Source organism: Lysobacter sp. ESA13C, from assembly GCF_019970005.1.
Lineage (GTDB): Bacteria > Pseudomonadota > Gammaproteobacteria > Xanthomonadales > Xanthomonadaceae > Lysobacter > Lysobacter antibioticus_B.
The window spans coordinates 129,998-143,928 of sequence record NZ_JAHXYK010000013.1 but is presented as its reverse complement, the minus strand read 5'-3'; the positions used below and the strand labels follow the sequence as shown (position 1 = coordinate 143,928).

General features: G+C 68.0%; 10 protein-coding genes. 7 read left to right on the top strand and 3 right to left on the bottom strand.

The window, feature by feature from the left end; genetic code table 11:
- Positions 1 to 4: 4 nt before the first annotated feature.
- Together LC490_RS21600 and LC490_RS21595 are read left to right on the top strand one after the other, a co-directional pair.
- Complete coding sequence (locus LC490_RS21600; RefSeq protein ID WP_223621571.1) at positions 5 to 2,548, top strand: serine/threonine-protein kinase; 2,544 nt, start codon at positions 5 to 7, stop codon at positions 2,546 to 2,548.
- 350 nt (positions 2,549 to 2,898) lie between these two features.
- Positions 2,899 to 4,683 (top strand): hypothetical protein, encoded by a 1,785-nt coding sequence (locus LC490_RS21595; RefSeq protein ID WP_223621570.1) that lies wholly within the window; start codon positions 2,899 to 2,901, stop codon positions 4,681 to 4,683.
- 91 nt (positions 4,684 to 4,774) lie between these two features.
- Here the strand turns inward: LC490_RS21595 and LC490_RS21590 are convergent, their stop codons facing one another.
- Positions 4,775 to 5,188: an MmcQ/YjbR family DNA-binding protein gene (locus LC490_RS21590; protein WP_223621569.1), complete on the bottom strand. Its 414-nt coding sequence runs from the start codon at positions 5,186 to 5,188 to the stop codon at positions 4,775 to 4,777.
- A gap of 73 nt (positions 5,189 to 5,261) precedes the next feature.
- A complete protein-coding gene (locus LC490_RS21585; RefSeq protein WP_031372106.1) occupies positions 5,262 to 6,089 on the bottom strand; it encodes a hypothetical protein in 828 nt (275 codons plus the stop codon).
- A gap of 331 nt (positions 6,090 to 6,420) precedes the next feature.
- Between LC490_RS21585 and LC490_RS21580 the strand changes: the two genes are divergently transcribed.
- From LC490_RS21580 to LC490_RS21565, 4 genes are all read left to right on the top strand, one after another.
- Entirely contained in the window at positions 6,421 to 7,476 is a 1,056-nt protein-coding gene (locus LC490_RS21580) for an ATP-binding protein (RefSeq protein ID WP_031372107.1), read from the top strand.
- A complete protein-coding gene (gene ntrC, locus LC490_RS21575; protein ID WP_031372108.1) occupies positions 7,473 to 8,876 on the top strand; it encodes a nitrogen regulation protein NR(I) in 1,404 nt (467 codons plus the stop codon). The genes LC490_RS21580 and ntrC overlap by 4 nt, the downstream gene beginning before the upstream one ends.
- 263 nt (positions 8,877 to 9,139) lie before the next feature.
- Complete coding sequence (locus tag LC490_RS21570) at positions 9,140 to 9,715, top strand: superoxide dismutase family protein (protein ID WP_223621568.1); 576 nt, start codon at positions 9,140 to 9,142, stop codon at positions 9,713 to 9,715.
- An 85-nt stretch (positions 9,716 to 9,800) separates the two neighbouring features.
- On the top strand, positions 9,801 to 10,283 hold the full coding sequence (locus tag LC490_RS21565) for a GNAT family N-acetyltransferase (protein ID WP_031372110.1): 483 nt from the start codon (positions 9,801 to 9,803) through the stop codon (positions 10,281 to 10,283).
- Positions 10,284 to 10,687: 404 nt separating this feature from the next.
- Here the strand turns inward: LC490_RS21565 and LC490_RS21560 are convergent, their stop codons facing one another.
- Positions 10,688 to 11,605 carry a hypothetical protein gene (locus LC490_RS21560; protein ID WP_223621567.1) on the bottom strand — a complete coding sequence of 306 codons (918 nt, stop codon included), beginning with the start codon at positions 11,603 to 11,605 and terminating at the stop codon, positions 10,688 to 10,690.
- A gap of 114 nt (positions 11,606 to 11,719) precedes the next feature.
- Here LC490_RS21560 and LC490_RS21555 point away from each other — a divergent pair, with 114 nt between their 5' ends.
- The gene (locus tag LC490_RS21555; protein WP_223621566.1) at positions 11,720 to 12,997 is read left to right on the top strand and encodes an acetyl-CoA C-acetyltransferase; all 1,278 of its coding nucleotides are present in this window, start codon (positions 11,720 to 11,722) and stop codon (positions 12,995 to 12,997) included.
- The last annotated feature ends 934 nt before the right edge of the window (positions 12,998 to 13,931 follow it).

Sequence of the window (13,931 nt, the reverse complement as noted above, 5' to 3'; positions counted from 1 at the left end):
CCGCATGACCTCCAACGAATCGCCGTTCGAACGCCGCGCCCTGCAGTTGTTCCGTGGGGTGCTCGACGCCTCACCCGCGGAACGCGAGCGCTTGCTCGGGCAGGCCTGCGCGGGCGACGAGGCGCTGCAGGCTCGTGTGCGGGCGCTGCTGGCGCAGGTCGAGGAGTCGCAAGCCGGTTTCGATCCGGGTGCGGCATCGCCGCAAGGCGACGCGACGGGATTGCAGATCGGGCCCTACCGCTTGCTCGAACGGATCGGCCGTGGCGGCATGGGCGAGGTGTTCCGCGCCGCGCGCTGCGACGGCGCGTACGAGCGCGAGGTCGCGCTGAAACGCATCTGGAGCGGTTTTGCGCCGCTGGGGGCGGCGCCGTCGACCGAACGTTTCCTACGCGAACGGCAGGCGCTGGCACGGCTGCAGCACACGGGCATCGCCCAGTTGTACGACGGTGGCGTCACCGAGGCCGGTCAGCCGTGGTTCGCGATGGAGCTCGTTCGCGGCGAACCGATCACCCGCTGGTGCGCGGCGCGCGCGGCGACGATCGAGCATCGGGTCGAACTCATGCAGCAGGTTTGCGCGGCGGTCGACTTCGCCCACCGCGCCTTGATCGTGCATCGCGACCTCAAGCCGGCGAACGTGCTGGTCGACGAGGCCGGCCAGGCCAAGCTGCTCGACTTCGGTATCGCCAAATGGCTCGACGAGGCCGATCCCAACCAGGACCCAGCCCAGACCCAGACCCTGGCGATGACGCCGGCCTGGGCCGCGCCGGAGCAGCGCGAGGGCCGCGCGGTCACCACCGCGACCGATGTCTATCAACTGGGCATGCTGCTGCGGGTGTTGCTGTCCGACGATCTGCCGGCGCTCGGGCAGGCGCCGACGCGGCTCGCGGCTGCCTACGAGGCGCTGTGCAGGCGGGATGCCACGGCGGCGCAGCGGATCGCGCACGAGCGGGCGACCACGCCGGAACGGTTGCTGGCGCGCTTGCGCGGCGATCTCGACTGCATCGTGGCCCAAGCGACCGCGCAGGCGCCGCCGCAGCGCTATCGCAGCGCCGCGGCCCTGGCCGACGACCTGCAACGCTGGTTGGAGAAGCGCCCGGTGCACGCGCGCGGCGACGACCGTGCCTATCGGTGGCGGCGCGCGGCGCAGCGGCACTGGCCGGCCTTGACCACCGCGGTGGCAGCGCTGGTCCTGGCCAGCGGCATGGCCTTCTATCACTTCGCCCGGCTCGGCGACGAACTGCAACGTACCCGCGTCGCTCGCGACGAGGCCACCGCGGCGCAGGCCAAGGCCGAGGCGCAGCGCGGCCAGGCCGAGGCGACCGCCGAGTACTTCGTGGATCTGTTCAAACAGGCGCGGCCACGCGAGACCACCAGCGGCGAAGTCTCGGCGCGGGCCCTGATGGCGGCCAGCCTCGACGAGTTGTTGGCCGATCGTAAGCGCGACCCGCTGGTGCGTGCCTCGTTGTTGGCCGCGAATGCGCGCGCGTCGGCTTATCTAGGCCGCGACCGGGATGCCGACCGGGCCGCGGCGGCGGCCATCGCGTTGTGGCAGGCGCATCCGCAGGCGGATCGGGAAACCCTGGTCAAGACCCGGTTGCTCAGGGCCGGGTATCTGCACCATCTGCAACGGCCCGAAGAAGCGCAGCGCGAATTGGATCAAGCCATTGCGCTGGCCGCGCGCATCGCGCCGCGCGATCCCGACCTGCGGACCAGCCTGCAACTGTGGCGCGCCAACCTGGCCGGCGAGCGCGAAGACGCCGCGACGATACGCGACGCCTACGAGCAGGTGCTGCGCCTGACCGAGCATTCGCTGCAGCGCAGCTTGGCCTGTCGTTCGCACTACGCCGGGCTAGGCAACCTGGCCATGCTCGATATCGACGAGGGTCGTCCGGCCGATGCCGAACGGCGTCTGCGCCGCGCGCTGGCCATGATCGGCCCCTGCGGCATCCGCGACCAGGCCGACGGTCTCATACTGCGCCGCGTCCTTGCCGTCGCCTTGATCGATCAGGCGCGGTTGGGCGAAGCGCGAACCCTGATGGCTACCGCGCTCGAAGAGTCGCGTGCGCATTTCGGCGCGACCGATTCGTTCCTCGCCCACGCCTTGTTCGTGCAGGCCTTGCTCGAAGTAATTGAGCGGCGGCCGGCGGCGGCGCAGAAGCTGCTGGCCGAGGTCGCGCGTATCGACGATGCGATGCTGCCGCCTGCCAGCCCGATGCGCTATTCCCGCACCGGGCTGGGGGCGCTCTCGCTGATTGCACAGGCCGATCATGTCGCCGCCGACAAAAGCGCAACGGATGCCGCGCTGCGCGGTGCGGTGAAGGCGCTGCGACCGATCGTCCAGGCCGACGGTAGCGCGCTGCGCTCGGGTTCGCTCAACGAGCGCGCCAGCGGGCGTTTCCACGCTCTGGCACTGGCCTATGCGCAATGCCGGCTCGATGCGTCGAGCGGCAACCGCGAGGCCTTCGTAGTGGCGCGTGCCGCCGCCGGCACCATGCGCCCATGGCGTACCCGCATCAGCCGCGACTGGGGCCAGCGCTGCGGCGTGTGAGGGCGAGGCGCCCGGGTGCACCGGACGCTCGATTCGGCATCGTCGTCCGGATGCCCCGCTGACCCCGCTGCAAGCGTAGGCCTGCCGGGTCTATCCCTTGCGCCATTCCCACCCGGCGCAGGTGCGGCCGGACCGCGCCCGGTGGAAGTGCGGCGGGCGAGACCGCGCCGTCCCGATGCGGCGGTGGGTCGGGCGACAGCCGCCATGTCAGGTTCCGCAGCCTCCTCTCGTACCCCTGTATGCCACCCACGTGGCATCCCTCGCTCAGGTATCGGGTCGTAACGGACTGCGACGACGCAACGGCAACGCATTCGCATCGAACACCGCTGCCTTCCATCAGGAGTTTCACCATGCAACTCATCTTCCATCGCAAACCCCGGCGGCGCCTGCCGCTGCTGTCGACCGCGCTCGGCGCGCTGTCGCTCGCTTTCGCCGCGACCGCAATACCTGCTACGGCAGCGACCACAGCCGGGCCGGCGTCGGTCGTGCAAGGCCGCACCAACACGCTTGCCTCGTTCAGCCCGACCGTCTATTCCGACGGCTTGCAGCGCCAGTACCTGGTCAAGAACGGCCGCGTCTACAAGCGCACCGAACCCAACTGGAACACCTGGGAGAACATCACCGCGGCCTTCAATACCGTTCGGCAGGGCATCGGCGAGATCACCGCGTTCGACGTCGAGTTGTACCGCGACGGCCTGCACCGGCAGTTCCTGACCCGCGGCGGCCATGTCTACCGGCGCATCCAGACCGGCGTCGACCAGTGGGGCGCCTGGGAAAACATCGACGCGGCGTTCCCGGGCACGGGCAGCGCGCCGATCAGCTCGTTCTCGGTGGCGGTGTACGCCGATGGCCTGCAGCGTCAGTTCGTGGTGCGCGGCGGTCAGGTGTTCCGCCGCACCCAGACCGCGAGCGGCGGCTGGCCGGCGTGGGAAGACATCACCTCGGTGTTCTCGGGTGTCGGCGGTTCCGAGTCGACCATCACCGCCTTCCACGTGGCGCTCTACAGCGACGGCAAGCTGCGCCAGTTCCTGACCCGCGGCGACCTGGTCTACCGGCGCACCGAGCCGAACTGGAACACTTGGGAAGACGTTTCCTCGCTCTTCGATGGCGTCGGCCGCTCCAGCGACCCGCGCGTCGACGAGCCGATCCATAAGCGGGTCATGGTGATCGAATTCAATCCGACCATCCGGAGCATGAACCATCAGCGCCTGAGCCAGGCGAAAGGCTGGTACGACCCGCGGGTGCTGGAGCAGCAGTACATCCAGTTCCTCGAACAGGCCAGCAGCCAGGTGGTGCAGTACTCGATCGCCGAGCACGTATTCGTCGATGCGTTCACGCCGCGCACGCAGAACCCGATCTATGACGAAGCTACCTATCTGGGGTGTCTGGCCGACGAGCCCGACACCTGCCCGCTGGAGAACGACTTCGACTACGTCAGCGTGCTGCGCCAGTACGGCGTGTGCGAGAAGGCCAATGCCGGCGAGATCGACGAGCTGTGGCTGTGGGGCGGGCCGTACTTCGGCTACTTCGAAGCCAATATGGCCGGGCCCGGCGCGTTCCCGACCAACGGCGATCCGATTCCCGTCGAGCTCACCACCTGCGAGGTCAAGCTCAACATCATGGGCTTCAACTACGAGCGCGAGCCGGAGCGGATGCTGGAAGACATGGGGCATCGCGTCGAAGGCACGATGAAATACCGCTTCGGCCGTTGGGCGAACACTCCGCCGGACCCGCCGCCGGCGGTGTTCCCGCCCGATGCCAACCTGCTCGAACGCTTCACCGCGCGCGGCTTCGATGCCACCACTGCGGCCTGCGGCAACATCCACGGCAGCCTCAACGCCCCGCAGTACGATCCGGGCAATCGCTGGGGCTACGACTTCACCAACGGCCATTACGAGTACAACACCTGCGACGACTGGGAGAACTATCCGAACCTGAGCCCCGGCGCGACCACGCTCAACAACTGCACCAAATGGGGCGGGCCGCGTTGCACCTTCCCGGACGGCTACCGCACCGCCGACCGAGGCTGGCATCTGTACTGGCTCGGCAAGGTGCCGAATTTCGTCGGCCGCCACCTCAACGTGCTGAACAACTGGTGGTGGTACGTGATGGACTGGGACGCGGCGGCGCCATAAGCGCGGCACCTGGGTGCGACATCGAAGCGACGGGCGGGGCGAGAGCCTCGCCCGTTCTTCGTTACGGCAGTCGCCATCGCTTGCGCAAGCTTCAATCCGTCGATCGGTCGACCAGCGCCGCCAGCTTCTTCGGCGCCAGCACGCAATAACTCTCGGTCAACAGATCGGCGACTTCGTCCCAATCGGTGGCGCCGTCGAGGGTCATGCCGACGATGTTGGGAAACCACACCGGCCGGAAGAACGGCGCACGTTTGAAGCGCGGCGCATCGGCGCGAGGCAACGGCAAACGGAAGGTCAGCACCGTCGCCGGCCCTTGCGTGCCCGCGGCCTGCACATAGGCCGGCGGCCAAGCTGCGGCGATCGTCAGCACGTGGGCGAAGTTCTTCTTGCCGATCATCCAGCGTGTGCCGACCCAGGCCCGCTCTTCATGGGCCTCGGGCAGGCCGAGGCAGATCGAAGAGAGTCGGGCGACGATCTCGGCAGAGACATTGGGGTGGTCGGCCATGGCTCGGTCCAGCGCGGCGGAGGCGCATCGGAGTGTGCCAGTTCCGCCGCAAAGCCGGCCACCTACCGCGCCTTCAGCCGTAAACGATCGCCACGACCCCGTTCGGGTTGGAGATCTGGTCCACCATCACCCCGGTGACCTTGCCCTCATAGAACACCTCGCGCAGCGGCGCGTGATTGCGGTCGTCGATACCGGGCGCGATGCCCCGGTCCTGGGCGTAGTACTGGCAGTACATGGGCGGCGGATCGTCGTTCTTGCGCTGCGTGGTCACCGCGATGTAGAAGCCTTCCAGCGATTGATAGCCCACGCCGCCGAACACGGTGAAACCGACGCAGTCGTAGTTCTTCTTGTCGACCGGGTTCATGATCGACTTGGCCGCCGGGATCGTCGCCGACAGCGGCAGCATGTTGGGCAGGCCGTTCGGGCCGAAGCGGAACTCGATGTTCTCCAGGTCGGTGGCTGCGGTGTTGAACAGCACGCCTTGCAGATGCAGCTTGATGTCGAAAATTTCGATCAGGTCCAGTACCAGGGTGTACAGGCTGATGCCGATGCCGATTTCGGTCGACGCCGCGCCGGCGATGCCTTCGATCATGTCGGTGGCGAATTTGTTGATCGGGTCGTCGGGGTCGTTGGGGTTGCCGGGGACCTCGGGCAGAGTGAATTCCCGGGTCGAGATGATGCCGGTCGCGTCCTGGTAAGCCCGCAGCAGAGCCATCATGTCCGCGTGCGGCCGCAGCCCCTCCTTGAACGCCTCGTGCGCTGCGGTCATGTTGGCGAGGAAGGTCGTCACCGCGCCGGGTGCGGTGTGCGGATTCTTCAAGCCTTCGCTGAGCGCCTTGAAGGCCGCGCTGTCCTTTCGGACCCAGGTGACGTGCGAGTACTGGCAATCCGGATAGCTCATGGTCGTGTCCTTCTGGGTGATGGCAGGGCGAGGCAAAGCGCTCGACGCGTTGCGCGCGAGCGCGGCGGCTGACGGAGTCGGATCTGAACCTTGTCGCCGCGCGTATCAGCGGTGTCCTCGCGCGGTAGCTCGGCCTTCGTCGCCCCGGATAAACGCTCCCCAACGTTTCCAACAGGCAGGCAGCACGGCTTCGTGCGGGTTAACGGGGCGGGCCGGAGCAAGCGGCCAATCGGGCCATGCCCCGAACGCGGCTGCACCGGAATGGGCCTGCCTCGCTACGCTTATCGGGGCTCTTGCCGACGGCGCCGCTGCTTTGCACTAGTATGGTGCAATGCCCTCTGATCCCCTGCCCGCGCCGGACCTCAGCCTCGACAGCCTGACCACGCCGATGGCCTGGAGCGACGCGGCCGGGGCGATCGTCGGCTGCAATACCGCGTTCTCGCGCTGGTTCGGGATCGGGGCGCGGCGCCTGCTGGGCTGGACCCTGGCCGGGCTGGATGCCGGCGACGGCCGTTTGGCCCTGGCCCTGACCCGTCAGGGCGGCGACGAGGCGCCGCTGCGGATGCGGCGCATGCGCCTGCGTTATGCCGACGGCGAGGATCGCTTCGCCGACCTGTGGCTGAGCCGTCGCGACGACGGCGGCTGGCTGCTCGAGGCGCACCCGGTCGATGAGTTTCCGGGCGACGACCCGGCGCTGCTGCTGCCGTCGGCGCTGTCGGCGTCGTTGAAGGGGCTGGCGCACGAACTGCGCAATCCTCTGGCCGGGCTCAAAGGCGCTTCGCAGTTGCTGGCGCGCCGGGCCGAAGACAGCGAATCGCGCGAGCTGATCGAGCTGATCGACAGCGAAGTCGAACGCCTGACCGAACTGGTCGACCGCCTGCTGACCCCGGCGCCGCCGCGGCCGCATGCCTTGCTCAACATCCATGCGGTGCTCGAACGCGTGCTGCGCCTGGCCGAAGCCGATGCCGGCTGGGCGGTGCGGTTGGTGCGCGACTACGACCCCAGCCTGCCCGAGTTCGCCGGCGATGCCGACCGCCTGATGCAGGCGGTGTGGAACCTGGTGCGCAACGCGATCGAGGCCAAGGCGACCCACGTCAATCTGCGCACCCGCATCGAACGCGGGGTGCGCATCGCCGACACCGTGCATCCGATCGCGCTGCGCCTGGAAATCATCGACGACGGCCACGGCGTGCCCGACGAACTGGCCGAGCAGTTGTTCCTGCCGCTGGTGTCGGGCCGCGCCGAAGGCAGCGGCCTGGGCCTGGCGCTGGCCCAGCAAGTCTCGCGCGAGCACCGCGGTTCGCTGGCCTACCGTTCGCGCCCGGGCCATACCGTATTCACGCTGTTGTTGCCGATGCAGATCGAAGCCGAAGAGGAGGCGACATGAGCGCTGCACGCATCTGGGTCGTCGACGACGATCGTTCGGTCCGTTTCGTCCTGTCGACGGCCTTGCGCCAGGCCGGCTACGACGTGGACGGGTTCGAGAACGCCGGCGATGCGCTCGATGCATTGGAACAACGCGGCGTGCCCGATCTGTTGTTCACCGATGTGCGCATGCCCGGCGACGGCGGCCTGGTGTTGCTGGAGAAGCTCAAGGCGCGCGCGCCGTCGCTGCCGGTGGTGGTGATGAGTGCCTACACCGATGTCGCCAGCACCGCCGGTGCGTTTCGCGGCGGCGCCCAGGAATTCCTGTCCAAGCCCTTCGACCTCGACGATGCGGTGGCCCTGGCCGCGCGCACGCTGGCGGCGAGCGAGCCGCAGGAGCAGGCCAGCGTGGTCGCCGACGGCGCTGCCGACGACAGCCTGATCGGCGACACGCCGGCGATGCTGACCTTGTTCCGCGCGATCGGCCGCCTGGCCCAGGCACCGTTGTCGGTGCTGATCACCGGCGAGACCGGCACCGGCAAGGAATTGGTCGCGCGCGCGCTGCACCGCGAGTCGCCGCGTGCGGCGCGGCCGTTCGTCGCGCTCAACACCGCGGCGATCCCGGCCGAGTTGCTCGAAAGCGAGTTGTTCGGCCACGAGGCCGGCGCTTTCACCGGTGCGCAGCGCCGCCATGTCGGACGCTTCGAGCAGGCCCATGGCGGCAGTCTGTTTCTCGACGAAATCGGCGATATGCCCTTGCCCTTGCAGACGCGCTTGCTGCGCGTGCTGGCCGAGGGCGAATTCTTCCGTGTCGGCGGGCGCGAGCTGATCCGCGTCGACGTGCGGGTGATCGCCGCGACGCATCAGGACTTGGAGACCTTGGTCGCACAGGGGCGCTTCCGTGCTGACCTGTTGCACCGCCTCGACGTGGTGCGGCTGCGCTTGCCGCCCTTGCGCGAGCGTCGCGCCGACGTGCCGCAACTGGCCGAGCGCTTCCTGGCGTCGGCGGCGGTACGTTTCGCCGCGCCGGCCAAGCGGCTGTCCAAGCCGGCGTTGGAGCGCCTGATGGCGCACGACTGGCCCGGCAACGTGCGCGAGCTCGAGAACGTGTGCTGGCGCTTGGCGGCCTTGGCGCCCGGCGAGACCATCACCCGGCAGGACATGGACGACGTGCTCGGTGCGTCGACGCAGACGGCCGCCAGCGCTACCGAATGGGAGGCGCAGTTGTCGAGTTGGGCGCGCGCGCAACTCGCCGAAGGCCGCGCCAACCTGCACGCCGATGCGCGCGAGCGTTTCGACCGCGCACTGTTGGAAGCCGCGCTCGAACACACCGGCGGGCGACGCACCGAAGCGGCGACACGGCTCGGCCTGGGGCGCAATACCTTGACGCGCAAACTGGGGCCCGGGCGTCGCGGCGGTTAGGGGCCGGGTTTTCGCTTCCGTTCCAGGCGGGGTCGGGCTTGCAAGACGGCGATGCGTCGCAGTTGCGTGCGCACGAACATGCCGTGGTTGGCGGAATGCGATCGCGCACCGCGCGGCCCCGGCATTCGTGCCCATAATCGCTCATGCCCCTTGCGATGCCGGCGGTGCGGCGGCGCGTTTCACTCGCGCTGAACCCGCGCCGGGCTAGCGTCGAATCACCTTCTACCGTGCGCCGTCGCCGGCGCCGACGACAGGAGTCCCGCATGAACCCGATCCTTCGCAGCGTATCCATCGCCACCGCCGTGCTCGCGCTCGCCGCCTGCGGCGTACAGACGACGCGGCCGACGCCGCCCAAGCCCGTGGGCCCCAAGCCGGTGTCCACGGCGCAGGCCGGGCAGGTCATCCTCGCTTCGGCCTCGGGCAGCCTGGTCAGCGGCAAGCTGGCGTTGCGGCCGATGGGCGACGGCGTGCATTTCACCGGCGAGATCGGCGGCCTCACGCCGAACAGCTCGCATGCGATCCACGTCCACGAGAAAGGCGACTGCAGCGCGGCCGATGCCAGCAGCGCCGGCGGCCACTTCAATCCGGTCGGCCAGCCGCACGGGCAGGTCGATCACGGTCCCCACCATGCTGGCGACATGAACAACATCGTCGCCGATGCCGAAGGCGTGGCCAAGGTCGACGTGCATGCCAGCGGCGTGACCCTCGGCGGCGGCGCCATGAACGATGTCGGCGGCCGCGCGGTCATCGTGCACGCCTCGGCCGACGACTACCGCAGCCAGCCGGCCGGCAATGCCGGCGCGCGCCTGGCCTGCGGCGTAATCAAGATCCTGCGCTGACCCCAGCGCCGCGAAGGCGAAGCATGGCGCCCCAGGTGGGCGCCGTCGCTTTATCCTGTGCGTTCCGACCCTGCGAAGCTCCGTCATGACCCGCCTGCGTATCCGCGATGCCGTTCCGACCGACCGCGACCTGATCGCCGAGTGGATGATCGCGATGGCCTGGGAGACCGAGCACAAGCGCCTCGATCCGGATACCGTGCACGCCGGGGTCGCCAACGGCCTGGCCGACGCGGCCAAGGCGCGTTACTTCATCGCCATGCGCGAAGCCGATGTCGGCGGCCACGAAACCATCGCGGTGCCGGCCGGCACCCTGATGCTGACCCACGAGTGGAGCGACTGGCGCAACGGCGACTGGTGGTGGATCCAGAGCGTCTACGTGGCCCAGGAGCATCGCCGCCAGGGCGTCTATAACGCCTTGCACAGCCACGTCGCCGCGCTCGCCCAGGCGACCCCGGGCGTGGTCGGCCTGCGGCTGTATGTCGAACGCGCGAATGCCAATGCCCAGCAGACCTATGCGGCGATGGGCATGGTCGATGCCGGCTACGACATCTACGAACAGCACACCTGATGCGGTGTTGAGCGTGGGGCCTGTTTGCCTGCGTTCGTGCAGCAAGAGCAAATCCCCCACGTCCGCTGCGCGGCCGTTCGCCCCCTTCGCAAAGGGGGCAACAGCGAAAGCTGCGTCGGTAACGGCAGGTCTGTCCTGGTGGCGGTGTGGTAGTCATCGCCCTCCCCAGCGCCGATGGCGATGCCGTCGAACCGCCCCGCGCTGCTTTGCGCGACCACCGATTCGCTCCCCCCTTTGAAGAAGGGGGGCAGGGGGGATTTGCTCTTCGTGCGGCGGTGAGGCGCTGCATCCGTGCCGCGGTCTTCTCGCGGCCGCACTTGGAGCAAGAGCAGTCCCCCACGTCCGCTGCGCGGCCGTTCGCCCCCTTTTCAAAGGGGGCAACAACGGATGCGGCTATCCGTGGTTCAAAGCTGGTTGGCTTCGCTCTCGCCGTCGCAATGCACGAACGTCACCGGCACCGCGTGGGCGCCCAGTACGGCCGAGATCTGCCGCAGCCTCGCTTCGAAATGCTGATAGCGGCGATTGAGCTTGTCGCGGCATTCGTCGGTGTTGCACGGCGCTTCGGGCGCATAGCGCGCATGCCAGGCGGCCGGCGAGAACAGGGCGATGCGCGCCTCGCCTTCGCTGTAGTGGATCAGCGGTTCCGGACGGGCGTCCAGCCATTCCTCGCCGTCGGGCTGGAGTAGGGCGGTTTCGAGCAGCGGCCACAGCGGGCCGAGGCCGGCGTGTTCGTACTGCATGGCCATCATCGCGGCCAGGTCGTGCACGGTCAGGTAGCGGGCGTGCTCGACCTGCAGGCCGAACGCGGCCTGCGCCGCCAGCGCGGTGCCGGCGCCGGCCATGCCGCGCTCGAGCAGGCTGGATTCGAGGATCTCGCCGACGCGGGCGACGACGTCGGCCTCGCCGCTGAGGACGAACGGCACCAGCCGCAGCGGACCGCCGGCGAAGTCGGGCGAGGGCGCCAGGGCGCCGGGCAGGCGTTCGTCGTGGGCGCCGAAGGCGATCACCCGCGCGGCCGAGGCGGCGGCGCGGTCGCGTGGCGCGTTGGCGGCCAGTTGGTCGAGTTCGCGGTGCAAGGGCCAGCCCGGGCGCAGCAGTTCGACCGGGTCGTAGTGCGCGCCGACAGTGATCAGGTCCAGGCCGCCGGCTTCGGCGGCGAACGTAGCCAGGTCGCGCGCGATCTTCTCCGACAGCGCCCCGGCATCCTGGAGCGGCAGGGCATTGCGGTCGACCGCGGCGTCGCCCTTGAGCTCCAGCGCGAGAGCGCCGAGGACGTGCAGGGGCGCGGACGGAGCGCTGGCGGGAGAGCTGGCTGAGGTCATGATCACCGAGGATACGCTGGCGTTTGGTAGAGCGCGTGTGCAGCGCTACACTGGGCGCCATTATGCCCGCTCCGCTGCGGCGGGTCGGTTCGAAACTCCCTGTGAGGTGTACCGATGCGTCAAAACCGTCCCGTCGCCGTGCTCGGTGGCGTGCGTATTCCGTTCTGCCGCCAGAACACCGCCTATGCGGATGTCGGCAACCTCGGCATGTCGGTGCGCACCCTCGGCGCGTTGGTCGAAAAGTTCGGCTTGCACGGGCAGCAGCTCGGCGAAGTGGCGATGGGCGCGGTCATCAAGCACAGCAGCGACTGGAACCTCGGTCGCGAGGCGGCGCTGTCGTCGGGGCTGTCGCCGCTGACCCCCGGCATCACCCTGCAGCGCGCCTGCGGCACCTCGCTGGACTCGATCATCACCGTCGCCAACAAGATCGCCCTGGGGCAGATCGACGTCGGCATCGGCGGCGGTTCCGACACCACCTCGGACGTGCCGATCGTCTATGGCAAGAGCCTGCGCCGGCGTCTGCTGGAAGCCGCGCGCGCGCGCAGCACCAAGGAAAAGCTGGCCGCGTTCAAGGGCTTCAGCCTGCGCGAACTCAAGCCCGAGTTCCCCGGCGTGGCCGAGCCGCGCACCGGCAAGAGCATGGGCGAGCACTGCGAGGACATGGCCAAGCAGTGGAACATCTCGCGCGATTCGCAGGACGAGTGGGCGTTGTCCTCGCACCAGAAGCTCGCCGCCGCCTACGAGCGCGGCTTCTTCGAAGACCTGGTGGTGAGCTTCCGCGGCGTGTCGCGCGACAATAACCTGCGCGCCGACAGCAGCCTGGAAAAACTCGCGACCCTGAAGCCGGCGTTCGACAAGACCTCCGGCCGCGGCACTCTGACCGCAGCGAATTCCACGCCGCTGACCGATGGTGCGGCGGCCTGTCTGCTGGCGTCGGAAGAGTGGGCGCAGGCGCATAACCACGAAGTGCTGTGCTACCTGCGCGACGCGCAGGTCGCCGCGGTCGATTTCGTTCACGGCGAGGGCCTGCTGATGGCCCCGACCGTGGCCGTGCCGGAGATGCTCAAGCGCAACGGCCTGAGCCTGCAGGATTTCGACTTCTACGAGATCCACGAAGCCTTCGCCGCCCAGGTGCTGTGCACCCTGCGCGCCTGGGAGAGCGAGGACTACTGCAAGACCCGCCTCGGCCTGGACGCGCCGTTGGGCCGGATCGACCCGGCCAAGATCAACCCCAACGGTTCCTCGCTGGCGGCGGGTCACCCGTTCGCCGCGACCGGTGCACGCGTGGTCGCCACGGCCGCCAAGGAGCTCAAACAGCGCGGCGGCGGCCGCTGCCTGATTTCGATCTGCACCGCCGGTGGGATGGGCGTGGTGGCGATTCTGGAGCGTTGATGGGTGGGGCTGCTGCCTGCGGCCCCTCGCCCTAATCCTTCCCGACTTTGCATGTCCTTCTGTCGTCGGCAGAGGGGCTGTGATTTTCTCTGCCGCTCTGCCGCTCTTTGCTTTGTCGCTTTGCCGGTCAACCGTAGACCCGAAGGGCGGCCCGCATGGATGCGGGCCGTTTTTCATCGGGACAAGGATGTCCCGTATGAAAAAGCCCTGCGTCGGCATCGAGCGCGCGGGCCCTTGATTCAAAAAGAAGCATTTTTCTTTGATTACCTTTGACCGAAGGGAATCCAGACGGACTTTTGTTGCTTTAGACAAAAGAAAGTAACCCGCCGCTTTAGTGGCGGAAGCTTTTGGCGTTTGATCTGGATTTTGATTCTGATCTTGCTTCAGTGATACGCAGCAAGACCGAAACAGCGTGGTCGCGGCTTGCGCCGCTCCTACCCTGGGCTCCACTCAGAAACGACTAGATATTGAGACGTCGTGGTTACGCCTTTAAAGGGTAGGAGCGACGCAAGTCGCGACCGCGTTGCTTCAATCTCACGCCGTTCCTTGCCATAGCCTCCTGTAGGAGCGGCGTAAGCCGCGACCAATGGACGCGCAGAGGTCGCATAGCCGTCGTCATCGATCGAAGCTTTGATCTGTCGCAGGGTAGAGCGGCGCGAGCCGCGACCGCGATGTGACGGTCTTGCAGCATGTTTATCAAGCAAGAGCAGCGCTTCCGTCCGCTCACGCGGCCGGGTTACTTTCTTTTGCTAAGCCCAAAAGAAAGCTAACCAAAGAAAAGGGCTCTCCTTGCAAGGGCACAAGCCACGAGTGCGATGCCCGCGCCGGGATTTTCCGATAAGACGTCCCTGTCTTATCGGAAAACGCCGCACGTCCTGTGCGGCGCCCTCCGGGTCTCCACTTGACCGGTAAAGCGGCAAAGCAGATCAAAATC

What these genes read in the sequence shown, in the direction of transcription:
- LC490_RS21600 (WP_223621571.1), top strand. Translation starts at nt 5, where the DNA reads ATGACCTCCAACGAATCGCCGTTCGAACGCCGCGCCCTGCAGTTGTTC.
- LC490_RS21595 (WP_223621570.1), top strand. Translation starts at nt 2,899, where the DNA reads ATGCAACTCATCTTCCATCGCAAACCCCGGCGGCGCCTGCCGCTGCTG.
- LC490_RS21590 (WP_223621569.1), bottom strand. Translation starts at nt 5,188, where the DNA reads ATGGCCGACCACCCCAATGTCTCTGCCGAGATCGTCGCCCGACTCTCT.
- LC490_RS21585 (WP_031372106.1), bottom strand. Translation starts at nt 6,089, where the DNA reads ATGAGCTATCCGGATTGCCAGTACTCGCACGTCACCTGGGTCCGAAAG.
- LC490_RS21580 (WP_031372107.1), top strand. Translation starts at nt 6,421, where the DNA reads ATGCCCTCTGATCCCCTGCCCGCGCCGGACCTCAGCCTCGACAGCCTG.
- ntrC (WP_031372108.1), top strand. Translation starts at nt 7,473, where the DNA reads ATGAGCGCTGCACGCATCTGGGTCGTCGACGACGATCGTTCGGTCCGT.
- LC490_RS21570 (WP_223621568.1), top strand. Translation starts at nt 9,140, where the DNA reads ATGAACCCGATCCTTCGCAGCGTATCCATCGCCACCGCCGTGCTCGCG.
- LC490_RS21565 (WP_031372110.1), top strand. Translation starts at nt 9,801, where the DNA reads ATGACCCGCCTGCGTATCCGCGATGCCGTTCCGACCGACCGCGACCTG.
- LC490_RS21560 (WP_223621567.1), bottom strand. Translation starts at nt 11,605, where the DNA reads ATGACCTCAGCCAGCTCTCCCGCCAGCGCTCCGTCCGCGCCCCTGCAC.
- LC490_RS21555 (WP_223621566.1), top strand. Translation starts at nt 11,720, where the DNA reads ATGCGTCAAAACCGTCCCGTCGCCGTGCTCGGTGGCGTGCGTATTCCG.